Origin of the sequence: uncultured Halopseudomonas sp. (assembly GCF_963977355.1) — a bacterium.
Lineage (GTDB): Bacteria > Pseudomonadota > Gammaproteobacteria > Pseudomonadales > Pseudomonadaceae > Halopseudomonas.
Genome location: NZ_CAXBOV010000002.1, coordinates 66,157 through 88,804, shown reverse-complemented (window position 1 = coordinate 88,804; position 22,648 = coordinate 66,157). Strand labels below are relative to the sequence as shown.

At 57.3% G+C, this 22,648-nt stretch carries 23 protein-coding genes; 11 read left to right on the top strand and 12 right to left on the bottom strand.

The window, feature by feature from the left end:
- Positions 1-279 precede the first annotated feature (279 nt).
- From eat to AAC076_RS01460, 3 genes are read right to left on the bottom strand one after another with little or no spacing between them, the layout of a single operon-like run.
- On the bottom strand, positions 280-1,683 hold the full coding sequence (gene eat, locus AAC076_RS01470; protein WP_339842579.1) for an ethanolamine permease: 1,404 nt from the start codon (positions 1,681-1,683) through the stop codon (positions 280-282).
- A gap of 50 nt (positions 1,684-1,733) precedes the next feature.
- Positions 1,734-2,603, bottom strand: coding sequence for an ethanolamine ammonia-lyase subunit EutC (gene eutC, locus AAC076_RS01465; RefSeq protein ID WP_339842578.1), 870 nt, complete (start codon positions 2,601-2,603; stop codon positions 1,734-1,736).
- Positions 2,600-4,006, bottom strand: coding sequence for an ethanolamine ammonia-lyase subunit EutB (locus AAC076_RS01460; protein ID WP_339842577.1), 1,407 nt, complete (start codon positions 4,004-4,006; stop codon positions 2,600-2,602). The genes eutC and AAC076_RS01460 overlap by 4 nt, the downstream gene beginning before the upstream one ends.
- A 209-nt stretch (positions 4,007-4,215) precedes the next feature.
- Between AAC076_RS01460 and AAC076_RS01455 the strand changes: the two genes are divergently transcribed.
- On the top strand, positions 4,216-5,163 hold the full coding sequence (locus AAC076_RS01455; protein WP_339842576.1) for a helix-turn-helix domain-containing protein: 948 nt from the start codon (positions 4,216-4,218) through the stop codon (positions 5,161-5,163).
- A 187-nt stretch (positions 5,164-5,350) separates the two neighbouring features.
- Entirely contained in the window at positions 5,351-6,625 is a 1,275-nt protein-coding gene (locus AAC076_RS01450; RefSeq protein WP_339842575.1) for a response regulator, read from the top strand.
- Positions 6,626-6,665: 40 nt separating this feature from the next.
- Here the strand turns inward: AAC076_RS01450 and AAC076_RS01445 are convergent, their stop codons facing one another.
- The gene (locus AAC076_RS01445) at positions 6,666-7,163 is read right to left on the bottom strand and encodes a hypothetical protein (protein WP_339842574.1); all 498 of its coding nucleotides are present in this window, start codon (positions 7,161-7,163) and stop codon (positions 6,666-6,668) included.
- Between the two features lie 280 nt (positions 7,164-7,443).
- Here AAC076_RS01445 and AAC076_RS01440 point away from each other — a divergent pair, with 280 nt between their 5' ends.
- From AAC076_RS01440 to AAC076_RS01425, 4 genes are read left to right on the top strand one after another with little or no spacing between them, the layout of a single operon-like run.
- Complete coding sequence (locus AAC076_RS01440) at positions 7,444-7,845, top strand: hypothetical protein (protein ID WP_339842573.1); 402 nt, start codon at positions 7,444-7,446, stop codon at positions 7,843-7,845.
- On the top strand, positions 7,838-8,500 hold the full coding sequence (locus tag AAC076_RS01435) for a CDP-alcohol phosphatidyltransferase family protein (RefSeq protein WP_339842572.1): 663 nt from the start codon (positions 7,838-7,840) through the stop codon (positions 8,498-8,500). Before AAC076_RS01440 ends, AAC076_RS01435 begins: the two co-directional genes overlap by 8 nt.
- A gap of 1 nt (position 8,501) precedes the next feature.
- Positions 8,502-9,458: a phosphatidate cytidylyltransferase gene (locus AAC076_RS01430; RefSeq protein WP_339842571.1), complete on the top strand. Its 957-nt coding sequence runs from the start codon at positions 8,502-8,504 to the stop codon at positions 9,456-9,458.
- Positions 9,459-9,465: 7 nt separating this feature from the next.
- Complete coding sequence (locus AAC076_RS01425) at positions 9,466-10,128, top strand: lysophospholipid acyltransferase family protein (RefSeq protein WP_339842570.1); 663 nt, start codon at positions 9,466-9,468, stop codon at positions 10,126-10,128.
- Between the two features lie 68 nt (positions 10,129-10,196).
- On the opposite strand, the gene AAC076_RS01420 is transcribed toward AAC076_RS01425, so the two are convergent.
- The gene (locus AAC076_RS01420; RefSeq protein WP_339842568.1) at positions 10,197-10,640 is read right to left on the bottom strand and encodes a YtoQ family protein; all 444 of its coding nucleotides are present in this window, start codon (positions 10,638-10,640) and stop codon (positions 10,197-10,199) included.
- 207 nt (positions 10,641-10,847) lie between these two features.
- On the opposite strand from AAC076_RS01420, the gene AAC076_RS01415 reads away from it, so the two are divergent.
- The gene (locus AAC076_RS01415) at positions 10,848-11,957 is read left to right on the top strand and encodes a PilT/PilU family type 4a pilus ATPase (protein ID WP_339842567.1); all 1,110 of its coding nucleotides are present in this window, start codon (positions 10,848-10,850) and stop codon (positions 11,955-11,957) included.
- A 38-nt stretch (positions 11,958-11,995) separates the two neighbouring features.
- On the opposite strand, the gene AAC076_RS01410 is transcribed toward AAC076_RS01415, so the two are convergent.
- Both AAC076_RS01410 and lnt read right to left on the bottom strand, forming a co-directional pair.
- Positions 11,996-12,496: a rod shape-determining protein gene (locus AAC076_RS01410; RefSeq protein ID WP_339842566.1), complete on the bottom strand. Its 501-nt coding sequence runs from the start codon at positions 12,494-12,496 to the stop codon at positions 11,996-11,998.
- On the bottom strand, positions 12,496-14,127 hold the full coding sequence (gene lnt, locus AAC076_RS01405; RefSeq protein ID WP_339842565.1) for an apolipoprotein N-acyltransferase: 1,632 nt from the start codon (positions 14,125-14,127) through the stop codon (positions 12,496-12,498). Before lnt ends, AAC076_RS01410 begins: the two co-directional genes overlap by 1 nt.
- 298 nt (positions 14,128-14,425) lie before the next feature.
- Between lnt and nadE the strand changes: the two genes are divergently transcribed.
- Positions 14,426-15,253 (top strand): ammonia-dependent NAD(+) synthetase, encoded by an 828-nt coding sequence (gene nadE, locus AAC076_RS01400; RefSeq protein WP_339842564.1) that lies wholly within the window; start codon positions 14,426-14,428, stop codon positions 15,251-15,253.
- A 23-nt stretch (positions 15,254-15,276) separates the two neighbouring features.
- Positions 15,277-16,116, top strand: a complete 840-nt coding sequence (locus AAC076_RS01395) for a transporter substrate-binding domain-containing protein (RefSeq protein ID WP_339842563.1) — start codon at positions 15,277-15,279, stop codon at positions 16,114-16,116.
- On the opposite strand, the gene AAC076_RS01390 is transcribed toward AAC076_RS01395, so the two are convergent.
- The 3 genes from AAC076_RS01390 to AAC076_RS01380 all read right to left on the bottom strand — a co-directional run bounded on the left by AAC076_RS01390 (position 16,090) and on the right by AAC076_RS01380 (position 17,967).
- Positions 16,090-16,395, bottom strand: a complete 306-nt coding sequence (locus AAC076_RS01390) for a ribbon-helix-helix domain-containing protein (protein WP_339842562.1) — start codon at positions 16,393-16,395, stop codon at positions 16,090-16,092. The genes AAC076_RS01395 and AAC076_RS01390 overlap by 27 nt on opposite strands.
- A 31-nt stretch (positions 16,396-16,426) precedes the next feature.
- On the bottom strand, positions 16,427-17,008 hold the full coding sequence (locus AAC076_RS01385) for a DJ-1/PfpI family protein (protein ID WP_339842561.1): 582 nt from the start codon (positions 17,006-17,008) through the stop codon (positions 16,427-16,429).
- A gap of 68 nt (positions 17,009-17,076) precedes the next feature.
- Positions 17,077-17,967 carry an endo alpha-1,4 polygalactosaminidase gene (locus AAC076_RS01380; RefSeq protein WP_339842560.1) on the bottom strand — a complete coding sequence of 297 codons (891 nt, stop codon included), beginning with the start codon at positions 17,965-17,967 and terminating at the stop codon, positions 17,077-17,079.
- A 178-nt stretch (positions 17,968-18,145) separates the two neighbouring features.
- Here AAC076_RS01380 and AAC076_RS01375 point away from each other — a divergent pair, with 178 nt between their 5' ends.
- Positions 18,146-19,465 carry a diguanylate cyclase gene (locus tag AAC076_RS01375; protein WP_339842558.1) on the top strand — a complete coding sequence of 440 codons (1,320 nt, stop codon included), beginning with the start codon at positions 18,146-18,148 and terminating at the stop codon, positions 19,463-19,465.
- Here the strand turns inward: AAC076_RS01375 and AAC076_RS01370 are convergent.
- Positions 19,454-20,359 (bottom strand): LysR substrate-binding domain-containing protein, encoded by a 906-nt coding sequence (locus AAC076_RS01370; protein WP_339842557.1) that lies wholly within the window; start codon positions 20,357-20,359, stop codon positions 19,454-19,456. The two genes, AAC076_RS01375 and AAC076_RS01370, sit on opposite strands and share 12 nt — an antisense overlap.
- A 119-nt stretch (positions 20,360-20,478) precedes the next feature.
- On the opposite strand from AAC076_RS01370, the gene AAC076_RS01365 reads away from it, so the two are divergent.
- Entirely contained in the window at positions 20,479-21,180 is a 702-nt protein-coding gene (locus AAC076_RS01365; RefSeq protein WP_339842556.1) for an NAD(P)H-dependent oxidoreductase, read from the top strand.
- Positions 21,181-21,243: 63 nt separating this feature from the next.
- Here the strand turns inward: AAC076_RS01365 and AAC076_RS01360 are convergent, their stop codons facing one another.
- Entirely contained in the window at positions 21,244-22,521 is a 1,278-nt protein-coding gene (locus tag AAC076_RS01360) for an APC family permease (RefSeq protein ID WP_339842555.1), read from the bottom strand.
- Between the last annotated feature and the right edge of the window lie 127 nt (positions 22,522-22,648).

Sequence of the window (22,648 nt, the reverse complement as noted above, 5' to 3'; positions counted from 1 at the left end):
TTCTAGGAACAGAGATGCCTGAGAGGTTTGGAGAGGATAGATGCCGTTTGGCTCATTAGCTATTCCACCACGGAAGACACGCAAATAGATATCTCCTCCATGAAAAATATCTGCCTACCCCGTTAACCTCGGCATATTCGCGATCGCCGCCATTGCGTAAATGCTGATCGATGGGGTCAACAACCAAGTACCGGTTCTTTGTCATTGCTGGTGCACAAGTGAATAAAAAAGGCTGCCAAAACGGCAGCCTTTTTTACATTAACGCGTACTAGTGATTTATCAGACTGGCGTTGCCAACTCAGCCTCTGCGTCGACCAGCATGGCGAACTCTTCATCCGCTGACTTGGCCACCAGATGCTTGCGGCTGTAGCCGAAGTAGTAAGCTGCGCCAATGGCAAAGAGCACCATGGTGTAGAAGAAGGCACGCGGGTCAAAGGCATACACGCCGGTCAGAGCGACCAACGCCAGTACCAGGGCAATGCCAGAGGTCAGCATGCCACCGGGGGTCTTGTAGGGCCGCACGAGGTCCGGTTGCTTGATACGCAGCAGAATATGACTGAGCGCCATCAAGGCATAGGATACCGTCGCACCAACCACCGCCATAGCCAGCATGAGATCGCCCTCCCCGCTTAGTGAGGCCAGAAAGCCAAATACGCCCGGTATGATCAGCGCTCGGGCTGGCACTTTGCGAGAAGTCGTCAATGACAAGCTCTTGGGCAAATAACCCGCCCGCGACAGGGCAAAAACCAAACGGCTGTAGCCATAGATGATCGAGAAGAAGGAAGCCACTAACCCGGCCAGGCCCAATATGTTAACCAGCGTCGCAAGGCTGTTGTTACCCGTCGCATTCAAGGCATCGACCAGGGGCACGGCACTCTCACCCATCGCCTTGGCACCGGCTGCAGCCGGCACCAGCACCACCACCAGCAAGGCAGTGAACAGCAGAAAGACCATGGCACCGATGATACCTTTGGGTACGTCTTTAGCCGGATCCTTGGCTTCCTCAGCCGCCAGCGGTACGCCTTCTACCGCCAGAAACAACCACATGGCAAAGGGCAGTGCAGCCCACACGCCATACCAACCCAGCGGCAGCATGGTACTGGCGCCGGCGGCATCGGTGACGGCAATGTCAAACAGGTTGGCCACATCAAAGTGCATAACGAGCGCTATGCCAGTCGCAACAATGGCAAAAACTGCCAGACCGCTGATGATCATCATCACCTTAAGCGCCTCACCCACGCCTGCCAGATGAATGCCAACAAAGATCAGGTAGAAGACGGCATAAACCCAGGGTCCGTTGAAACCGAGCAGGGACTCCACCGCCGCGCCAATAAAAATGACGATAGCCGCCGGTGCCAGTGCGTACTCGATAAGAACAGCGAGACCCGTGATAAATCCACCGGTCGGACCCATGGCCTGACGGGCAAAGCTATAGCCACCGCCAGCCGTTGGAATCGCTGCCGACATTTCTGCCAGCGACAACACCAAAGTGAAGTACATCAACGCCATCAATACCGCTGCGATGGCGAAACCACCCCATCCCGCTTCGGCTATTCCAAAGTTCCAGCCGGCAAAATCGCCGGAAATAACATAGGACACGCCCAGTCCCGCCAGCAAAATCCAGCCTGCCGTCCCGCGCTTGAGTTGCCGTTTGGCAAGATATGCCTGGTTGTCTGTCGTCATGATGAATCCCCTACTTCTCAAGTTTAAAATCTGATGTGTTTTAAGTCGTTTTACTTGGGTGCAGTGGCTTGATCAGCAATCAGAAAATGACTGCTTTTGCCGTCTTGTTCTAAAACAGAATCCCTGGTGCGGTCCTTCAAATTCACGCCACTGAGCTGCAAACGTCGTGCTTCGTTCATCAGATAGACCACGCGGCGTGCTGCCTCGGCATAGGCCAGCCCTGCAGGTCGTACATTGGAAATGCAGTTACGTGCGGCATCGTTAAGACCTGAGCGAGGGTTCCAGGTCAGATACAGACCCAGACTGTCTGGCGAACTGAGACCCGGTCGCTCACCAATCAACAGCAGCACCATGCGCGCATTGATCAGCTCGCCTATGTCATCACCAATGGCCACGCGACCTTGCTCGACCACGGTGAGGGGTGCCAGGCTCCAGAGCTGTTGTTGGCTCTGCAGCAGCGGCAGCAGTTCAGCCAAAAACGGAGCGGCGTTCTGCTGAACCGCCAGTGAGGACAGGCCGTCCACAATGACGATGGCCAGATCGCTGGGCGTTGCATTGGCAGCAGCAGGCAAGGCCACCACCTGCTGACGTGAGGCGTCATCGAGCTTGCGGCCCAGATCGGGGCGTTGCAGGTAGGTCACCCGGTCAGTGGCCTGACTAAGCAGATGCAGCAATGGCGTGTCTGCGGACATGCCCTGTAGTGCCTGCAGCTCCGCGCGCAATGCACTTACATCCAGGGGAAAATGCACTGCGTCACGCGCTTGCGCATGGCTCAACTGAAAAGCCAGCAGTTCACTGGTCGGTAGGCTGATACCGGCGCGGCCCAGGCCTATGCGCGCATCGGTGAACTCACGCAGACGCCGCCAGGGGTTATCTATAACGTTACCCAGTTGCCGATGTGAGTGATCTGACTCGCTCATGAGCGACCTCCAGGCAGCGTCTTGAGCGCACGGGCAAAGGGCTCCGGCAGGCTCTCGTGGAGAATGTGATTGTCGGCATCACGCAGGATCTGCATGCGCACCAGCCATTGCTCGAACTCCGGCGCGGGACGCGCCCCGAGTACCCGGCGCACATAGAGCGCATCATGAAAGGACGTGGTCTGGTAATTGAGCATGATGTCGTCCGAGCCGGGGATGCCCATGACGAAGGAGCAGCCTGCTACGCCCAGCAGGGTCAGCAGGTTGTCCATATCATTCTGATCGGCCTCGGCGTGGTTGGTGTAACACACGTCACAGCCCATCGGCAGACCAAGCAATTTGCCGCAAAAGTGGTCTTCCAGTCCGGCGCGGGTGACTTCCTTGCCGTCAAACAGGTACTCGGGACCAATAAAGCCGACCACAGTATTGATCAGTAACGGGCTGAACTTGCGTGCGACCGCATAGGCGCGGGCCTCACAGGTTTGCTGATCGAGACCATGATGAGCGTTGGCTGATAGTGCACTACCCTGCCCGGTCTCAAAGTACATGACGTTATTGCCGACACTGCCACGCTTGAGACTCAAGGCGGCCTCCTGTGCTTCGGCCAGGGTATTGAGGTTGAAGCCGAAGCTGCTGTTGGTCGCCTCGGTACCGCCAATCGACTGGAAAACCAGATCCACCGGCGCTCCAGCCTCAATGCACTCGATGGTATTGGTCACGTGAGTCAGCACGCAGGACTGGGTAGGAATTTCGTACCTGTCGATCATATCGCCCATCAACCGCATCAGCTTGATGGCCTGGTCCACGTTGTCGGTAGCCGGATTGATGCCGATCACCGCGTCTCCGCTGCCATACAGCAGCCCGTCCAGAATACTGGCGGCGATGCCATTCACGTCATCGGTGGGATGATTGGGTTGCAGACGGGTAGACAAGTGTCCAGGCAGCCCGATGGTATTGCGAAAGGCGGTGGTCACCTGGCACTTTTTGGCAATCAGGATCAGATCCTGGTTGCGCATGATCTTGCTCACCGCGGCGGCCATCTCCGGGGTGATACCGGCTCGCAGAGAACGCAAAACCTCAGTGGTTGCGTGGTCACTCAGCAAAAAGTTACGAAAATCTCCGACAGTCAGGTGGGCAATTGGCGCGAACGCCAGTGCATCATGCTCGTCGATGATCAGGCGGGTGATCTCGTCCTGTTCATAGGGCACCAACGCCTCACTCAGAAAGGTCTTGAGTGGCACATCGGCGAGTGTCATCTGTGCCACGGCACGCTCTTCAGCAGACAGGGCAATCACACCGGCCAGGCGGTCACCAGAGCGTGACGGTGTAGCCTTGGCCATCAGGTCGGCCAGATCACGAAATTGATAGGTTTTACTACCCAGTACGTATCGGTATTTTTGGCTCATAGTCTTATCTCAGGCACGGATATTGCTGCTAAAATTCAGCAACGTCGCACAACGTCAGCAATTAATTACGCTTATGCTTGCGACGACCGTTCCAGCGGACTATCAAGTTTTGGCAAATCTGTTTTTCCTATTTAATTCAGTGCCTTGCAAAGTGGGCATAACACTTCCGCTGCATTTGATCTGCAAAGCAAGGGCAAAGACGCACAGCCATGCAACCACCTTCAGCACAGCATGCACCAGCAAGAAGCACCAGCGAGGCGCAGGATGCGGACGAGCATGCCCACAACCTGACCAATTGGCAGCAGGAATACGACCAATTGGGCGACGGGCGTTTCTATGGGCGCATAGACGAAGTCACGCTGGATGGCTTTCAGCTATTCAAGGAGCACACCAACCGCGCCCTTCGGCAACAGTGCAATGTCTGGAAGGATTCCGTGTGGCTGGGCATACCCGCTCAACCAGCGGACTGCAGGATCAACGGCCTGTCAGTGGACAGCAATCAACTGATGTGCCGCCCCGGTGATTGCGACTTTGAACTGATGACGCCAAACGCCTTTGACATCTTCGGCATCGTGGTGAAAGCAGATATTCTGCTTGGCGCCGCTGAGCGTGAAGGTCGCATGCTCGATCTCGCCAGTCTGGAGCAGTCGCCTCGTCTCGCTGTAGCTCAGCAGCAGTTGGATCAGCTGCGCTATCTACTGGAACAGATGGTCATTCACAACAAAAGTCTGAACGTCCAGATACAGCAGGATCTGGTAACCAACGCTCTGCTTGATCTGTTCACTGAAAACCGAACACATACCGACACCGCGCCGAGTTTTAACCACCGCAAACAGGTGGTCGACAAGGTCAAGGCGCATATTGCTGCCAACCCGGACACCCTGGTAACGGTGACTGACCTCTGCGAACTGGCGCATGTAAGCCGCCGCACCCTGCAATACAGCTTCGAAAGTATCCTGGGTATCAGCCCGCTGAAATTCCTGCGCACCGCGCGGCTCAATCAGGTGCGGCGCGCTTTGAGTATGCCGCAGCAGGACGGCTCGATTGCCGTCATAGCCGCCAGCTGGGGCTTTTGGCATCCGGGACAGTTCGCGCTGGATTACAAGGCGTTATTTGGAGAAAAGCCTTCGGAGACGGTGAAACGAGTGCGGCAGTAAAGCTGGCAGCTGGCTACTGAAGCAGGCGGCCAGCCCTGCTCTAGCCCATATGGGCTATAGATTGCAGCCCTCTTTTTAGTCTTAATCCCTTACTAGCATAGGGTCGTCCTCGACCAGCCATCATGCTGACCAAAATCAAAATAACAGAACGCAGATGGCACAATGTTAGACAGACTCCGGAATCCCCATGGGCGTTAAACGCGCTCTCGTCGTAGACGATTCACGCTCGGCGCGCCTGGTGCTCAAGCGCCAGCTGATCAAGCACGGCATCGCAGTGGACGAGGCCGCATCGGCTGAGGAAGCGCTTGAGTATCTGCTGCACGACAAGCCCCACGCTATCTTCATGGACCACATGATGCCCGGCATGGATGGTTTCGAGGCGGTGCGCATCATCAAGGCCAATCCGGCCACGGCACTGATTCCGATCATGATGTACACCTCCAAGGAAGGCGGCGAACTGTATCTGGGCCAGGCCCGTGCGCTTGGCGCCGTGGGCGTGTTGCCCAAGGAAGTGCAGTCCGTGGATCTTGTGGCCAAACTCAGATCATTGCATCTGCTCGATCCCACTCCGGACAACACAACCCAGCCCGCCCGCGATGCGCAACCTTTCAGCCCAGCCAGAGAAATCGCCGCGCTGGCGCGTGAAGCCACAGACGATCACATGATCGAACTGCTGCAAACGCACCTGGAGGCCCAGAGCAGGCGCCTGCATACCAGCATCCACTCGGCCATGAGCAGCTTACTGGAAGAGGTGCGTGAACCCGAGGCTCCCGCCCCACCCCGGCGCTGGCCGGCTGTTGTGGGCGGAATGGTGCTGGGCGCCGCATTGGTGCTAGGCGGCCAAAATCTGTTGCTCGTCGATGATACAGACTCAGCGGCTGCGACCCCGACGGTTGCTGGTGAGGCACGCACTGCCCCTGCACCAAGCCAACTGCTGCTCGCGGCCCTTGCACAGCAACGCAGTCGTGGCGACCAGGAACATGCGTCACTGCTCAAGGCGGTGGAGTGGTCACTGAATCGTGAAGGTCTTTTTCCTCCAGGAGCCATTCCCTTCGACGATCAGCGTCTGAACGCGATCAACGAACTGGTGCAGATGCTGCACCAGGGGGGCTTTCAGGGCAGCATTCATCTGACCGCCCATGCCGGCAGCTTCTGCATGATCGAAGACGAGCAGGGCAATCTGGTCCTGGCACCGGATTCTTTGCCAGTTGCTGCCTGCACCGGCTTTGCCAGTGAGGCCATCAGACTGCAACGCAGTGGCCAACTCAAGTCCGCCGCTTTCGCCAGCTTTGCCAGTCGCACTCCCTTGATCGAGGGCAGCCCAGTTCGGCTGGTAGTCAGCCTGGCAGACAGCAACAACCCGCGTAGCGACTATCCGATAGTCGACAGTTATCTTTTGGCAGGCGACTGGAACGCCATCGCCAGGCAAAACCAGCGAGTGGAAGTAGGCTTGCGGCCTTGAAAGCTGGGTGAGCATGGAGATATTACCGGTGGCAAAATGCTCATGAATCAGTCGCACAAACCGGGAGATCCTGCGCGCTAAAAACGACTTTTGCGAAGGGCGAGTCGTCCAGGGGGACTTGGTAACTCTTGCCTTCACTTGTGACCTCAAGTCCTCGGCTATCCTCGGAAAAAATGGCTTTTATGTTCTTGTTATTCAGTACACATGAACCTCTTCTTCCCGCGAAGTTGTTCTGCACAAACAGCTTGGGGCCAATATCTTCGTAGGAGATGTAAGTTGTAAATTTTCCGTCAGGCGATACCTCAGCAGAGTCAATCATTCGGGGCGACTCTAGAAGTCTTACGAGTGCACGGCTGCCCGGGGCCTGCCTGAACAAAACATATTTTCCATTGATGACCCTTACCTCAGCTCGATAGACCGGACTTACCGTGCTCGCGGTCATATCCAATGGCATCGCTGGTTGTGGCTTCGGATTATCCGGAGCTGCACAACCTGAGAGGGCCAGAACAACAATAGCTATTCCAACATGAGCCTTCATGGCATTTTCCTGGTAGTCGGTGGTAATGATGAGCTAGATGCACATTAAAGGTTCTGATCCTTTGCTGGTCTAGTAGAGATTCCTGTAAGGCACACAGAATACAACACATGACGCCGGTCACAGGCTGAGCAGCGTGTACTCGTGTGTGGATCTGTATTTGCGTTAAGCTGCCGCTCTTTATTGCCGATCGAACAGGATTTCAGGGCATGGCTTATTTGCCAGCACAACACGTTTTGCTTTTTCCGCATCGCCCCCTGCCCTGCGCAACTGGCCAGGCGCAATGAGCGCCCTGGCTCCCGGTCGCCTGTTGGCAGCGGCGCTGGCCTTCATACTCTGGGGTGGTTGGGCCCTACTGGCCAACTGGTCTGCCGGTCACCGCGAAGCATTGTTCGCCGGTCTGCTGCAGGGCTGTGCCAGCGCCATCATTACCCTGGTCATGGCCGTTTGCGTCAATGCCCTGTTCGTCCGCTTGCCCGGCCCCGTTCTACGTATCGCGGCGCCACCACTGCTGATCGTCTCAGTCAGTTTCAGCGCACTCTGGCTGGCACATACCGCCAATGCTACTCCAGCGCTCTGGACCACCATCTTGCCGCCCAGCGGCCTGGCTTTTGCCTATTGCCTGTATCTCACCTTTTCCCTGGCGCGCGATGCCGCCAGCTCGGAGCAGCAAGCCCATGACTGACTTAAATAACCGACGCCCCCTGAAAATTCGTGACCAGCAACTGACGCGCCGCTTCGCTGGCTGGCTGAGCCGCCGCAGCGTCACACCCAATCAGATCTCGGTTCTCAGTGTGGTGTTTGCCCTGGGCGGCTGCGCTGCGCTGGTGATGACCGGGCAGACGCTGGCGGGTGAGCGGTCAATGTGGTTTGTGGCCGCAGCCCTGCTGATTCAATTGCGCCTGCTGTGCAATCTGTTCGATGGCATGGTGGCGATGGAAGGCGGCAAGCAGACGCCGGCGGGTGAGCTGTTCAATGACGTGCCGGACCGTATTGCCGATCCACTGCTGATCGTGGCCTGCGGTTTCGCGCTGCCGGATTACCCCAGCGCCATGTGGCTGGCCTGGCTCGGCGCCCTGTTGGCGGTGATGACAGCCTACATTCGCGTTCTGGGCGTCTCCCTGGGGCTGCCGGCGGACTTTCGCGGACCCATGGCCAAACAGCAGCGCATGGCGCTGATTACCGTGGCCGCGGTGATTTCTGCCCTGGAGATTTTCTGGGGGCACTACGGCATGGTGCTCTGGATCAGCCTGATTTTGCTTGTGGTGGGTAGCGCGGTGACTGCGATGCGCCGCCTGATTGGCGCCTATATGCGCCTGCAACAACGTGGAGCCAACTGACATGGATCTCGGCCTAGCCTTTATGCTCGATCTCACCCCCAGTGCGCTGGTGGCCATGCTGGTGGTACTGGCCATGCTGGTGGTGGCCTCGATTACCCAGTGGCGTCTGCGCTCGCGTCTCAGCCCTGAAGCGCACCTGGAGCTCAAGCAACGCATCAACTCATGGTGGGTCATGGTCGCGGTGGTCTTTACGGCTCTGATGATCGGCCAGACAGCCTCGTTGATCTTCTTCGCGATATTGAGCTTTATCGCGCTGCGGGAAATCTTCTCGATTCTGCCGGTGCGCATCAGCGACCGTCGCCTGATCCTCGCGCTCTACCTGATGGTGCCGCTGCAGTACTACTGGATCGCGATTGACTGGTACCGCATGTTCATCGTCTTTATTCCGGTGTACCTGTTCCTGCTGATCCCCTTTGGCTTGCTGATGCTGGGCGAAACCAAGGGCTTTATACGTGCGGTGGGCTCCTATCAATGGGCGATCATGACCACGGTGTTTGCCATCAGCCACGTGGCTTACCTGCTTGTGCTGCCAGCAGACCAGAACGCCTCGGGCGGCGGCGTGGGGCTGGTGCTGTATCTGGTATTTCTTACCCAGTTCAACGATGTGGCGCAGTACATCTGGGGCAAGAAGTTTGGCGAGCGCAAGATCGTGCCGACCATCAGCCCCAACAAGACCTGGGCTGGCTTTCTGGGTGGCGTTGCCACCACCACGCTGCTCGGCGGTCTGCTGGCTCCCTGGCTGACGCCGCTGAGCTTCTGGCTGGGCCTGGGGGCCGGTTTGCTGATCGGCATCGCCGGCTTTGTTGGCGACCTGACCATCTCTGCGGTCAAGCGTGACCTGCGCATCAAGGACACCAGCCAGCTGATTCCCGGCCATGGCGGCATTCTCGATCGTATCGACAGCCTGATGTACACCGCGCCGCTGTTCTTCCACTTCCTCGTTTACACCAGCTACTGAGGCCACCATGTCGTTCTTTCAACGTCTGCCCAAGCGGCTATTTTTTCTACTGATAGTCAAACCGGTGGTCTATCTGCTGCTGGGCCTCAACATGTATTCCGCGCAGCGCCTACCTGTGCGCGGTCCGGCAATCCTCGCAGCCAACCACAACAGCCATCTTGATACCCTGGTGCTTATGGCACTCTACCCGCTCAGCCAGCTACACCGCGTGCGCCCCGTAGCGGCCGCGGACTACTTTCTGCGAAACCGCTTCACCAGTTGGCTGTCACTCAACGTGATCGGCATCATCCCGCTCGACCGGCAGAGCCAGGTCGACAAGGAGAAGGTGTTTGACCTGTGCCAACAAGCGCTCGCCAATGACGAGATACTGCTGCTATTCCCCGAAGGCAGCCGCGGCGAAGCCGAACAACTGCAGCCGCTGCGCAAAGGCATCTATCACCTCGCACGCAGCCACCCCGGCACGACCGTCACCCCCATCGCCATGCACGGCCTTGGTCGCGCTCTGCCCAAGGGCGAGTCCATGCTGGTGCCGTTCAACTGCGATGTGGCCATTGGTGAGGCCTTGCTGCCGGGTGAGGACAGCAATCTATTCATGCAGCAATTGCAGGCATCACTGGAGGAGCTGTTGGCTGCCTGTATTACCCGGCGTGACGAGCGTTGGGAGGATTGAGGGCTTGACTGCGACGTTGCGAGCAGACCCTCGACCTACAGGATTACCGGGTGATCGGAGTCGAGTCGCTATCTAGCTGACGTAACGTACTTCAATACCTCGACCACCTGTTCAGGCGTTTGCGCCCAGGCCATGGCCGCTGCATCTACTTCCTTCAGGGGGTGAATGATATCGGCATCATGCAGCGTTATGTAGGGCGTACCCATGGCGGCGCAGTAGCCTGCATCGAAGGCAGCGTTCCACTGCTTGTACTTGTCACCGAAGCGGATCACCGCCACATCACACTGTTCCAGCAGCGTCTTGGTACGAATACTGTTGACCTTGGCGGACTGGTGATCGCGCCAGAACGGCACCTCTGGCTTGCCCAGCATATCGCCAGCTGCGTCGCTGGATTCGTGGTGAGTGACAGGAGCGGTGAACTCCACTGGCAACCCGGCGGCCTCTGCCCCGGCTTGAACCTGATCACGCCAGTCGGTATGGATCTCACCGGATAAATAAACAGTCCAGATCATGCGGTACCTCTGTTGTTGTCGGAAAGTACGGGAGGATCACGTCCTCACTTGAATGCAGGTACAGGGTAACAAATTCAGTGCCCGGGATTATCAAGTCACCACACCTGGCTGTCACCAGCTTTAGCTCTGCGTTAACTCTGATTCAGGCTATGCTTTAACGTACTGCTACGTTTGACGATTTTGAACGGGTGATTTCTAAGGAAGGTTATGGATGTTTTCAGCTTTTTGCATTCGATGGTTGAACAGGGCGGCTCTGACCTGTATTTCAGCGTTGGCGCGCCCGTCAATTTAAAGCGCGACGGCGTGGTCGTGGCCCTGGAAGGTCCCGCGTTGGAAAACGGCGCGGTGAAGCAATTGGCCTATCAGCTGATGAACCAGAAACAGGTTTCCGAGTTCGAGCGCACCCTGGAAATGAATCTGGGTATCGGGGTCCCCGGCTCCGGGCGCTTTCGCATCAATGCTTTCTATCAGCGTGGCGAAGTTGCCATGGTGATACGCCATATAAACAGCGTGATACCCGGTATCGATGAGCTTGGCTTACCGCTGAAGCTTCGGGAATTGGTGGAGCTAGACCGTGGATTGGTGCTGGTAGTGGGCGCGGCCGGCTCGGGCAAATCAACAACCCTGGCGTCGATGATCGACTATCGCAATACGCATCAGACCGGCCACATTATCTGTATTGAAGACCCGGTTGAGTTCCTGCACCACCACAAGCTTTCGATTGTTAATCAGCGCGAGGTGGGCCTCGATACAGCCAGCTTCTCGGAGGCATTGCGCAACGTGCTGCGTGAGTCACCCGACGTCATCATGATTGGCGAGATCCGTGATCGCGACACCATGCAACACGCCCTGCACTACAGCGAAACCGGACACCTGGTATTGGCGACGTTGCATGCCACCAATACCGTCCAGGCTATCGAACGCATGATCAACATGTTCCCGAATGACAATCGTCAGCAGGTGCTGGGTGATATCTCCATGAACCTGGCCGCAGTTATTGGCCAGCGGCTGCTGCGCGGCAAGCATAAAAAGAGATTGCCCGCCGTGGAGCTGTTGCTGCGCACGCCATACATTGTCGATCTCATTTCCCGTGATGAGCTTGGGGAAATCCGCTCGGCCATGGCCCGTAGCCGCGAACAGGGCCTGCAGACATTTGATCAGCACCTGTTTGAGCTGCTGGAAGCTGACGCGATCAGCATGGAAGAAGCCTTGCACCACGCAGACTCACGTACCGATTTGCTGCTTAAAACCAAACTGGAGCGCGGCTTTGCCCAAGGTGACTCAGAACTTAAAGTGATGCGCGATGGCGAAATGTAACAGGGTCACCTGCTGCCTGAATCGCTCCCGGATGTTGCCTAACGTCCGCCGGGCTCGCAGATCTGGTCCCAGGCAAAATGCTTGACCGATAGCTCATCGCCCACGTGTAGCCGCACCTCCCTCGAACCTGCGCCCAGCGCGAGCTCACGGAATACACGACACTCGATCTCTGTCAGCCCTCCCTCGAGTTTTTCCAGAGGGTGCATAACCACGAGCGGGCTGGGGGCGATGAATTGTGCAGAATGCACTGCTCGTATGGCGTGGGTAAGCACCCTTTCGGCGTTACCGAAGTTGCTTACCAGCATCCGCGGATGGGCAAAGGGATTAGAGACGGTAAACCGGCTGTCCGATTTCAGGGCATAGGCCTCATCACCGATCGCCTTGACGGTTACCTTGCGCGGGTTGGAGGCATCCAGGGCGATGAAGGGCCGCTGATCAAACACCAGGCCGTTTTCCAGGTGGTGGACTTGCAGCCGCTCCTCGCTGATTCGCACGTAGAGGCTGCCTGAGAACAGCTTTCTTATCTTGTTGAGTATCATTACCTGTCTTCCTTTGAGGTCGTGCTCGGCGCCAGCCCCTTGCGTCTGATTAGAATCATCAGCGCCAGCATAGCCAGAATCCCATACTGCAGATAGCGCACAATCTGCGGGTTACGGCTGTAGAAACTCCCGCCGGAGGTAGCTGAGAATGGCATGGAGGCGACGATTTCCGATTGGGCGAAGGCCTGGGTGCGTGCGGTGATGCGTCCGTTGGGTGCAGAAACCACCGAGGGGCCGTTGTTGATCAGGTGGATCATCGGCAAGCGGTTTTCGACACCGCGCACCACGGACATGGACGCATGCTGAAATGGCTGGGCAGTCTCACCGAACCAGTTGTCCTGGGAGACGAAAAGCAGCACCTTGCCCGCCCCGTTGCTGCCCACTGATTCTGCGACAAAACTCGGGAACGCGGCTTCATAACAGATCTTGGGTAACAGACGCATGCCGTTGATTCTGAATTCCCTGTGTACGGTCCCTGGCTGCAGGGGGCGCACAAAGTCGCCGAAAAAGCGTCGCGTTACCCAGCTGATGCCCGGCAAGTGAAAGAAATCGGGTAAATACTCGCCCAGCGGCATGCGCAGCATCTTGCGATACACACCGGCCTGAGCGCCGCGGGCGTCCAGATGCACCAGGGAGTTGTAATCGGTGTAGTCGCCGTTGGTCCAGGCACGTTCCGAGTCATGCAGAATCAGGGGAATACCCAGGTCGTTGAGTACGGAGGCATAACTGTTGCGGACCGAGGGCTTGTCGAAGTAACCCTTGTAACGGGCTTCTGGCCAGATCACCAGTTGGGCACCGGCAGCGGCCAGACGCTCTGTAGCGGCTAGCTCGGGCGGATACTCGCGGCTGAACCCACTGGGCGGCTCCGGTATGGCGAGGGTGACCGCGTCGTTGGGCTGCACCAGGCCGATCTGGCGGGTATCCCATTCAAGCATTCGCGTGTCCCAGGCCTGCAAGCTGATGAATCCGTAGGCAAACCAGGCCAGCAATACGCTGGCTGCGAGCGCCATGCCCACCCGCTGGGAGCGTCCTCGGTCGATCAGCAAGGTGAATAGCAGGGCTCCGCTCAACATCATCAGCATGTCCATGCCCTGCACACCCAGGAGCGCCACGCCCTGCAGCCCCGGCAGAAATCGCGATTGCGCTTCAGCATAATAGGTGCCGACCAGCAGCGGGTAGATCTCCATGAGCACGACCATGCAAACCGGAAAGCTCAACAGATCCCAGCGCGGCAGGTGCCGTGAGACCCAGCGAAACAGCAGGCAGGAAAGGCCCGTGGCCAGGCCGGCATAGCACCAGAAGACCACGCCCAGCAGCACTGCGACGGGCAAGCTGAAACCGCGCAGATTGATGACGAAGTCGATGATCCAGTAGGTTGCAATCGCAAAGTACACGGCACCGGCCAGCCAACCAAGCAGCCAGGCGGCGCGTAAGGTCGTCCCGCGCAGGGCGAACAGTAGCGGCACAGCACCAAACCAGGCGGTCCAATACAGTCCCTGATCAAACCAGGGCGCCCCCAATAAAACCCCAGCCACCATCGCCAGAAATGCACGGCTACTTACACTCATGCGCAGAGTTGCGGAATCCGCTGCAGTCAGGCCTGCAGCAGAGGCGGGTTCATGCCGAAACATGCTAAATCTCCAGGGGCAAACTATTACAGGCCAGGTTTGGCTACAGACAGTTCAGGGAATGACGCTGGCAGGGCGCAGGCGCCCTGTTTTGCGCTGAGCAAGGCTCCCACACCGACATGCGATTTCCAACGACAATATCTCAAAGCTGTGATGTAAATCGCCAAATAAGTAGCCGTCGAGCTCCCGGTTTAGACACCCAAAGCAACGAGTTGACTCTTGGTGTAAACATCAACCTCGTCTATGGTATCCGTTGACCCGTCTTTTACGCATTCCGGTATCAGATACCAAGGAGACAAGTATGAGCACTGCAGCTACTAGCGGCGCTGAGATCCGTAGCGCATTGCAGGTCAATCCTGACCTGAAGAGCACTGCCGAGATCAAGCAGGAGATCCAGCGAAGGATTGATTTCATCAAGAGCACGGTTCGTAGTTCCGGTACCAGGGCGCTGGTACTCGGGATCAGTGGCGGCGTGGATTCCACTACCTGCGGCAGGCTCTGCCAGCTGGCTGTCGAGTCGCTGCGTGCCGATGACTATGAGGCCACTTTTTATGCCATGCGCCTGCCCTATAACATACAAGCCGATGAGCATGACGCACAGACAGCGCTGAGCTTCATCAAGCCGGATCAAATGCGCACCGTGGATATAAAGGGCGCCGTAGATGGCATGATGGCCTGCTTTACCGATGTGCAAGGTGAAGCTGCCAAGCATGACTTTGTGAAAGGCAACGTCAAGGCGCGAGCACGCATGATCGCTCAGTACACCCTGGCCAACTATGTCGGCGGCCTGGTAGTAGGAACAGACCATGCCGCCGAGGCGGTAATGGGCTTTTTTACCAAGTTCGGTGATGGTGCTTGCGATCTGACTCCCCTGGCCGGACTGACCAAGGGCCAGGTACGCAGTATCGGGGCGGCGTTAGGCGCACCAGCGCAGCTGGTCGGAAAGACTCCCACTGCGGATCTGGAAGAGCTGCAGCCCGGCAGGCCGGACGAAGAGGCCCACGGCGTTACCTATGAGCAGATTGATGCGTTTCTGCTGGGCGAGCCCGTAGACGAAGAAGCGGCGAGAATTATCACCAGGTACTATGATGCTACTGAACACAAGCGTCAGGTTCCTCTGGCCCCTTGACCACTTCAACAAGGTCTGCACGGATGACGATCTTGAATGCTACCGCTGTAATCTGTTCAGCCCTGCCACGCCGCCATTTGGCGGCCCTGCTCCCATTGCTGGCATGCTGGTCCGCGCTGGCGGAAGCCCAGTGCGAGAAAAGTGTGCGCTGGGACGATGACCCGCCGTTCAGTATGCAAATGCCTAACGGAGACATTTCGGGGATCAATGTTGAGATCAACCGAATAGTCCTGGAGCGTCTGGGCTGTGATGTCTCCATGCGCAAGCTGCCCTGGGCACGGGCACTCAGGGAGCTGGAACAGGGCCGGCTGGATATATTGCCTGATGCCTTTCGTCGACCCGAGCGGGAAAACTATGCATATTTCTCCGGCAAGGTGATACCTGTCTCGCATAACATTCTGTTTATGAGCGAGAAGGCCATTGCCAAGTGGCCAGTGTCGCGCCTGACAGACCTGATAAATACCGACTTTAGGCTGGGTGCTCAGATCAAGGTGTATTACGGACTGGATTTTCAGCAAGCCATGAGTGACCCCGGGTTCGCGGACCGGGTAACCATGGTAGCCAAACGGGAAAGCCTGTGGCGCATGCTTGATAGGGACCGAATTGACGGGGTGATTGCCGATGCACGGACCGGCGCTTACGAAATTCACAACCTGGGTCTGGGTGATAAGATCAAAGCGACCAATGTCATCGTCTCCAGCGACGCCGCTGAAGTTGCGTTCAGCAAAAGATCGAATGATCCCGGTTTTGTTGAGGCCTACACGGCCGCACTACAGCAACTGGTTGACGATGGCAGCTATGAACGGATTCTGCAGCGTTACACATCACCAGCAGACCTAACCAACCGAACTTCGCACCACTGAAAGCGGTACCGGGCGCGCCTCGCGTTGAGCCAGATATCGAGTGCAACTAACGCGCAGAAACGAGGCGAAGTTCACCACCTCCCCCCGCAACTCCATGATCTCGTCATATAACTTGGTGATCAGTTGATTGGTGGTCATGCCATCGACCTCGGCGATCTCCTGAAGGATCTGCCAGAACTGATTTTCCAGGCGTAAAGTGGTGACCACACCGCGTATGCGCAGAGAGCGGGAACGCGACTCATAAAGAATCGGATCGGCTTTGACGTAAAGTTCACACATGCGGCCACCACCTGTTTGTTGATTGTCCAGATTACAACGTTATCTTGGCGCCCAGCAGTTTGACGAACGCAGCCAGCCAGGCAGGATGCGACGGCCACGCGGGAGCCGTGACCAGATTGCCCTGAGTGTGGGCCTGATCCACCGGAATATCCATATACGTACCACCAGCCATTTTCACATCTGGGCCACAGGCCGGATAAGCGCTGCACTCGCGCCCCTTGAGAATGCCTGCTGCGGCAAGGATTTGCGCTCCGTGGCAAACCGCTGCGATGGGTTTCTGGGCCTTGTCGAACTGTTGCACAATCTCGATAACCCGGTCGTTGAGACGCAGATATTCCGGAGCCCGTCCACCGGGCACCACCAGGCCTACGTAATCGTCGACCTGTAATTGGTCAAAATCGTAGTTCAGCGCGAAATTATGGCCTGGTTTCTCGGTATAAGTCTGATCACCTTCAAAGTCATGAATCGCGGTACGCACCGTGTCACCTGATTTTTTATCCGGGCACACTGTGTGCACTTCATAACCGAGCATGGTCAGGGCCTGAAAAGGCACCATGGTTTCGTAGTCTTCGGTGTAATCACCGGCCAGCAGCAGTAATTTTTTGGCGGACATGTTTCGCTCTCCTCTATTGGTGAGACCAGCATGCACCTCTATGTCGGCCTGCGGGTAACAGGTGGCTACTACATCGGAAAAAGCATGGGACAGGCAACGCGAAAACTGTCATCCAGATTGACCGGCAGGATCAATGTACTGAACCTCAGTCTCTCCGACTCGCTGCACAGTCGCGCAATAGAGGCCTCATCATCCAGGCTGAGGTCGTCGTTGTGTGCCGGGTACTCGGCATGCAGCACCGGCTTGCCTGCCTCGATAAAGGGCGTCAGCTGGTCGCATTCGTTGTACTGGAAGCACTGCTCGTTGATGGAGAAGTCAAAGTAGTCGACCAGAGCCTCTACCTGTTCAAGGCTATTCTTCAGGGCCACACCCAAACCCCGCAAGCGTGCCTGATTGGCGATAAAACGATTGTAGGCCAACTGGTCTTCGCCGCTGATGTCAAAGCCGGTCTCCTCCAGATAGCCCTGTACGTTATCCGGCTCCACCGCGTCGCAACCCTTTGCAGCGGCTAGATCCAGGCGCTGCGTCATGATGTGCTGCACATTGGGCGAACGGATATCCAGCCAACGCTCGGCGGGCCATCCGTCCAGCGTTTTACCCAGTTCCTCGCTGGTGAATTGATCACGGTCGCGCCGATAGTCCTCCCAGGAGCCAGCTGAGAAGTAGCAGACCACGCGATGCCCCGAATCCTGCAGCGCGTTGATAGTGGATACGGGGGTGTCGAACAGGTCGATATTGTAAATGGTCACGTCGTAACTGGTGTTCAACTGGTGCTCGTCGTCGACGAACAACTGCCATTGCCATGAAGCGCCCACCGGTGGCTGATACCAGTCGCCCTGGGTAACCGGCGCCACTTCGACGGCCAACGGCGTACCACTGCCTGGCGAATAGGCCTTGGAACGCTCACATGCCGCCACGGCAAGAGCGCATCCAACCACAACCCACACCAGCCTCTGCATACGCTCTCCTTGCAATGGATTTCCGCCATCGCATCATCGGCTGTAGCGGTGCCTGCAGCCCTGGCAGACAGTGTAGATGAGATCAGGTACCAGGATTGCAGCCAGCTATTTGAATTTAATAGTAAAATAACATCATCGTGCTAGCGTGCCCGCCAGCACTGGCCGTATGATAGCCCGCATGAGCTCAACCCCCCCTCTTCCCCACGAAAAACTGCTGGATATGCTGCTGGACGTGGTCTGTGTGGTCGATATTGAGGGCCGTTTCCTTTCGGTCAGCGCGGCCAGTGAGCAGGTGTTTGGTTTTCGGCCCGAGGAAATGGTCGGTCGCACGGCCTTCGAGCTGATGCATCCAGAAGATAGGGAGGCAAGCCTGGCTGTTATTGAGCACATAAACTCGGGCAGCCCTTCTATCGATCATGAGAACCGTTATATCCACAAGGACGGCAGCATCGTGCATGTCATGTGGACGGCCCAGTGGCTCGAAAAAGAACAAGTGCGCGTCGGCGTGGCCCGCGATATCACAGCTCGCAAACGCGCTGACGCAGTGCAATCAGCGCTGTATAACGTTTCCGAGGCGGCCCACAGGGCCGCAGATTTGAACGAGCTTTACGCGCGTGTGCATGAGATTGTTGGTCAACTGATGTGTGCGGACAATTTTTTTGTGGCCTTGTACGATGCCACTAGCGATGAACTGAGCTTTCCGTATCACGTGGACCAGGTTGTCCCTCCTCCTCCCACACAGCCGCTTGAAGCTAATGAGCTGTGCAAACAGATGATTCGCACCGGCGAAGCTCTTTTGCTGACGCCCCAATCTACCTCCCCTCCACGCGACTGGCTGGGTGTACCCCTGATAGCCGGCAAGGCGACAATCGGCGCGCTAGTACTGCAAAATTATTCGGGGAAGCTGCGCTATACCCAGCATGACATGGAGCTTATCCAGTTCATGGCCAACCAGCTGGCCGATGCGATCGAGCGCAAACGAACGCAATCGCGGCTGGAGTATCTGGCTCAATATGATCAGTTGACCGAGCTTTCAAACCGGGCGCTTTTTCTGGACCACCTGGGCATTGCCGTTAAGCGATCACAGCGCGGCAGTTTGCGGCTGGCCGTGATGTATCTGGACATGGACAACTTCAAACTGGTCAATGACACCTTCGGCCATGGCATGGGTGACATGCTGCTGCGTGAAGTTGCCAAGCGGCTCTGCCTGTGTGTACGTGATTCCGATACGGTGGGGCGTCTGGGTGGGGACGAGTTTGCTATCTTGCTGGAGAATATCACCAAACAAGAAGATGCCGTGCTGGTCGCCGAGAAGGTGCTGGCGGCATTGAGCGAACCCTATCTTCTGGATGGCCAGACACTGATCAGTACGCCAAGCCTGGGCATTGCGGTCTATCCCGAACACAGCCGGGATGAACAACATCTGGTCAGGCTGGCCGATGAAGCCATGTATAGAGCCAAGCGCGCGGGTGGCCAGCGCTATTGCCTAGCGAGCTAGGCTACAGACACCTCCGGGCACCTTCATCATCCAATCCCGAACGGCCTGAATGGTCGGGTCGTCACGGCGACGCTCCGGGTACACCAGAAAGAATGGTTTGCCTTGCAGTTCCGGGCCAAACGGCTGCACCAGGCGCCCTTCGGCCAGCTCGTCTTCTATCAACTCGCGCCCCAGCAACGCCACGCCCTGACCGCTGACAGCGGCGGCAATAACATGGGTCTCGTCCGAGAACACCAATCCTGCGCCCACATCCAGCCCCGGAATCTGCGCCTCCTTCTGCCAGACATCCCAGTCCAGCGGGGTGCTTGCCATCCCCTGGGGTCGAAAATGAATCAGCGGGTGACGGGGCAACTGGTCAACATCGCGCAATCCTATATGGGGACTACAGGTGGGGATAAAGGTGTTATCCAACAGTTTCTCGGCCACCAGTCCCGGCCAGTGACCATCACCGTAACGAATCCCCATATCTGCTGTTACACCGTCCAGAGCGACGGCCTCATGGGTAGCATGGATACGTAAATCAATATCCGGATGGCTCTCGCGCAACAGGCAAACCCATGACAGCAGCCAGCGCGCCGCCACCGCCGGTGTAGTGGAGAGAGTAATAGGCCTGCGAGATGGCGCGGCGCTCAGACGTTCAACGGCGCCGCTGATGTCATCGAACGCAGACTCTAGCACCTGCTGCAGCTCTCGTCCCTGGCCGGTCAATTCAAGCTGCCGGGGTTTGCGCAAAAACAATGCGATACCCAGGGATTCCTCCAGCCCGCGGATCTGATGACTGATGGCCGTGGGTGTAACAGACAGTTCCAGGGCAGCCTGTTTGGCGCTTTCATGGCGCGCAGCCGCCTCAAAGGCTCGCAGAGCAGATAGTGAAGGAAGTTGGCGACGGGCCATGGGTGAATTCCTCTCATCTGTAGCCTGAAGAAAAGATCGTTTGTACCGCTTAACTGCGGTTCATAAGCTGATTCTGCAACCGCTTACAGATGACTTCAACTATTTTAAGGAGATCTACCATGCCCCATATTCTGCACATTGACGCCAGCGCCCGACCGGGAATCGCCGGCAGAATCGAACACGGCTCTCATAGTCGCAATCTCTCGCAATTTTTCGTCAGCCAATGGCAGGCCAGCAGGCCAGCAGATCCCGTCACCTATCGAGACATAGGCCAGAATCCGCCCTCCTTCATTACCCATGACTGGATCGCATCCTCCTTCACACCCGATGGGCAGCGGGAACCCTGGATGCTCGACACGCTGGCAGAGAGCGAACAACTGGTCGCGGAGCTAATAGCCGCTGACATCTTGGTCATCGGCACACCGCTGTACAACTTTGGCATGCCAGCCGCACTCAAGGCCTGGGTGGATCAGGTGGTGCGACCCGGCCGCACAGTCGGAATCGACGAAACCAACCCCATCGAGCCCTACATTCCGCTGCTCGCAGACCGGCCGAGGCACGCGGTCATTCTCACCGCCAGAGGCGGAGTGGGCTTTGAAGCAGGCGGACAAATGGCGCATATGAATCACCTGGAACCCAGCCTATTAACCGCATTGGGGTTTATCGGCATTACCCGTGTGCACTGCATCGCTGTGGAAGGACAGGAAGTCGGTGGCGAACTGCTGGCCACATCCGTTACCGAGGCGTTACGCAAGGTGAATGTTTTAGTCGATTCGTTACTGGCGACCGTTGAGGCAGTTGCTTTAGCAGAACCGGCCTGAAGGCACGGCGGCGAGCAGGCCTGGATAAACCGAATCCAAGCCTGCTGGCTGCGCCAAGATCGCTCAACTCCGGCGTTCTTTCGTCTTTATCTGGCGGAGCAACAGTGGACGCCCGAACAGAGCAATCAGGACCAGCAGCCCGAGGAAAACGAGCGCCAGCGGGTCGGTCTCCAACAAACGAAATACCAGTGCAATCGCGGTAGCGGTTCCGGCAAGGGCGCCAAATCCGGTCACCACTCGCCACCCCGCCTGCTGATGAAAGGCGAGACCGCAAACAATGGCAAAGGTGAGTAGAAATGCCAGACTGGCCGCTTCAACGAGCGTCGCAAGGCTGCCCAGCGTGGCGAGGATGGCTGCCCCCAAGCCCAGGCTGATGACCGCATAGTCAGGGATTCCCTTCGCATTCTTGTGCGTGAGAATGGCGGGTAATTCTCCGTCCTCGGCAACCCTGTGGGTCAGTCGTGCTGTGGCGAAAAGTGTGGCGTTGATGGCAGATCCGGTAGAAAACGCTGCTGCTATAGTGACGACAATGACGCCAACCACGCCAAACGCCTGCTGTCCGGCGATGGCCAGAGCGACCTCCTCATGCTCCACTACCTGGTCAGCACCAATCAGCATTGCCGTGCCAAGGGCCACTCCGATATACACAAGAATCACCACGACGATCGCAGACAGAACTGCGCGGGGCAGCGTTTTTTGTGGGTTCTCAATATCTTCGTAGTCGTATGTCAGCAGTTGAAAGCCTTCATAAGCCATGAACACCGCGGCAGCACCAAACAGCGCTGCACCAACGCCCGCATCGGGAACACCCCGGGAAAGCATGGGCGGATCCCACTGGGCCAGGCCCCAGCCGGCGAGCGCAACCAGCACCGCCAACTTGAACCACACGAGCACCACTTCAATGATCCCCGCCTCGCCTACTCCCCGCAGGTTCAACCCTACGAACAAAGCGATAATGGCCAGGCCGGCCACGCGTGGAAACCAGGTCTCAAGGCCAACGACATGCCCCAGGTACTGCCCGAAAGTGAAGGCATACACGGCATTGGTTAGCACATAACCAACAATCAACACCCACGCCAGACTGCCTGCCAGTCCCTTGGCGTTGATCTTACACAGGAAGGTATAGGCGCCAGCACCTTCACCGTAATGCGCGGTCAACTTCACATAGCTGTAACCCGCCGCCAGGGCAATCAGCCCCGCTGCAGCAAAGCTCAACCAAGCCAGCTCTCCTGCGATTCCGATCACCAGGCCTAGCGTCGAAAAAATCCCTCCACCGATCATGCCGCCAAGGGCCATCGACCAAGTCGCGTTGAAGCCAAGCTTTGTTGCAGGCTGGGTCATTGGTGATCGTCTACCTTGGGATGTAAAAAGGTGGACCCCGTTTAGAGGGTCAGGTCGGAGTCATAATTGGGGAGAGTGGTGTCGCGATACCTAAGCAGGCGTCTCGGAGTCCGGGGTGCAGACGTGG

Coding starts and splice junctions, on each gene's coding strand:
- AAC076_RS01360 (WP_339842555.1), bottom strand. CDS start 22,521: ATGACCCAGCCTGCAACAAAGCTTGGCTTCAACGCGACTTGGTCGATG.
- AAC076_RS01415 (WP_339842567.1), top strand. CDS start 10,848: ATGGATGTTTTCAGCTTTTTGCATTCGATGGTTGAACAGGGCGGCTCT.
- AAC076_RS01440 (WP_339842573.1), top strand. CDS start 7,444: ATGAGCGCCCTGGCTCCCGGTCGCCTGTTGGCAGCGGCGCTGGCCTTC.
- AAC076_RS01390 (WP_339842562.1), bottom strand. CDS start 16,395: ATGTGTGAACTTTACGTCAAAGCCGATCCGATTCTTTATGAGTCGCGT.
- AAC076_RS01370 (WP_339842557.1), bottom strand. CDS start 20,359: ATGGCCCGTCGCCAACTTCCTTCACTATCTGCTCTGCGAGCCTTTGAG.
- AAC076_RS01430 (WP_339842571.1), top strand. CDS start 8,502: ATGGATCTCGGCCTAGCCTTTATGCTCGATCTCACCCCCAGTGCGCTG.
- AAC076_RS01410 (WP_339842566.1), bottom strand. CDS start 12,496: ATGATACTCAACAAGATAAGAAAGCTGTTCTCAGGCAGCCTCTACGTG.
- lnt (WP_339842565.1), bottom strand. CDS start 14,127: ATGTTTCGGCATGAACCCGCCTCTGCTGCAGGCCTGACTGCAGCGGAT.
- AAC076_RS01395 (WP_339842563.1), top strand. CDS start 15,277: ATGACGATCTTGAATGCTACCGCTGTAATCTGTTCAGCCCTGCCACGC.
- eat (WP_339842579.1), bottom strand. CDS start 1,683: ATGACGACAGACAACCAGGCATATCTTGCCAAACGGCAACTCAAGCGC.
- AAC076_RS01420 (WP_339842568.1), bottom strand. CDS start 10,640: ATGATCTGGACTGTTTATTTATCCGGTGAGATCCATACCGACTGGCGT.
- AAC076_RS01445 (WP_339842574.1), bottom strand. CDS start 7,163: ATGAAGGCTCATGTTGGAATAGCTATTGTTGTTCTGGCCCTCTCAGGT.
- AAC076_RS01380 (WP_339842560.1), bottom strand. CDS start 17,967: ATGCAGAGGCTGGTGTGGGTTGTGGTTGGATGCGCTCTTGCCGTGGCG.
- nadE (WP_339842564.1), top strand. CDS start 14,426: ATGAGCACTGCAGCTACTAGCGGCGCTGAGATCCGTAGCGCATTGCAG.
- AAC076_RS01460 (WP_339842577.1), bottom strand. CDS start 4,006: ATGAGCCAAAAATACCGATACGTACTGGGTAGTAAAACCTATCAATTT.
- AAC076_RS01455 (WP_339842576.1), top strand. CDS start 4,216: ATGCAACCACCTTCAGCACAGCATGCACCAGCAAGAAGCACCAGCGAG.
- AAC076_RS01385 (WP_339842561.1), bottom strand. CDS start 17,008: ATGTCCGCCAAAAAATTACTGCTGCTGGCCGGTGATTACACCGAAGAC.
- AAC076_RS01365 (WP_339842556.1), top strand. CDS start 20,479: ATGCCCCATATTCTGCACATTGACGCCAGCGCCCGACCGGGAATCGCC.
- AAC076_RS01450 (WP_339842575.1), top strand. CDS start 5,351: ATGGGCGTTAAACGCGCTCTCGTCGTAGACGATTCACGCTCGGCGCGC.
- eutC (WP_339842578.1), bottom strand. CDS start 2,603: ATGAGCGAGTCAGATCACTCACATCGGCAACTGGGTAACGTTATAGAT.
- AAC076_RS01425 (WP_339842570.1), top strand. CDS start 9,466: ATGTCGTTCTTTCAACGTCTGCCCAAGCGGCTATTTTTTCTACTGATA.
- AAC076_RS01375 (WP_339842558.1), top strand. CDS start 18,146: ATGAGCTCAACCCCCCCTCTTCCCCACGAAAAACTGCTGGATATGCTG.
- AAC076_RS01435 (WP_339842572.1), top strand. CDS start 7,838: ATGACTGACTTAAATAACCGACGCCCCCTGAAAATTCGTGACCAGCAA.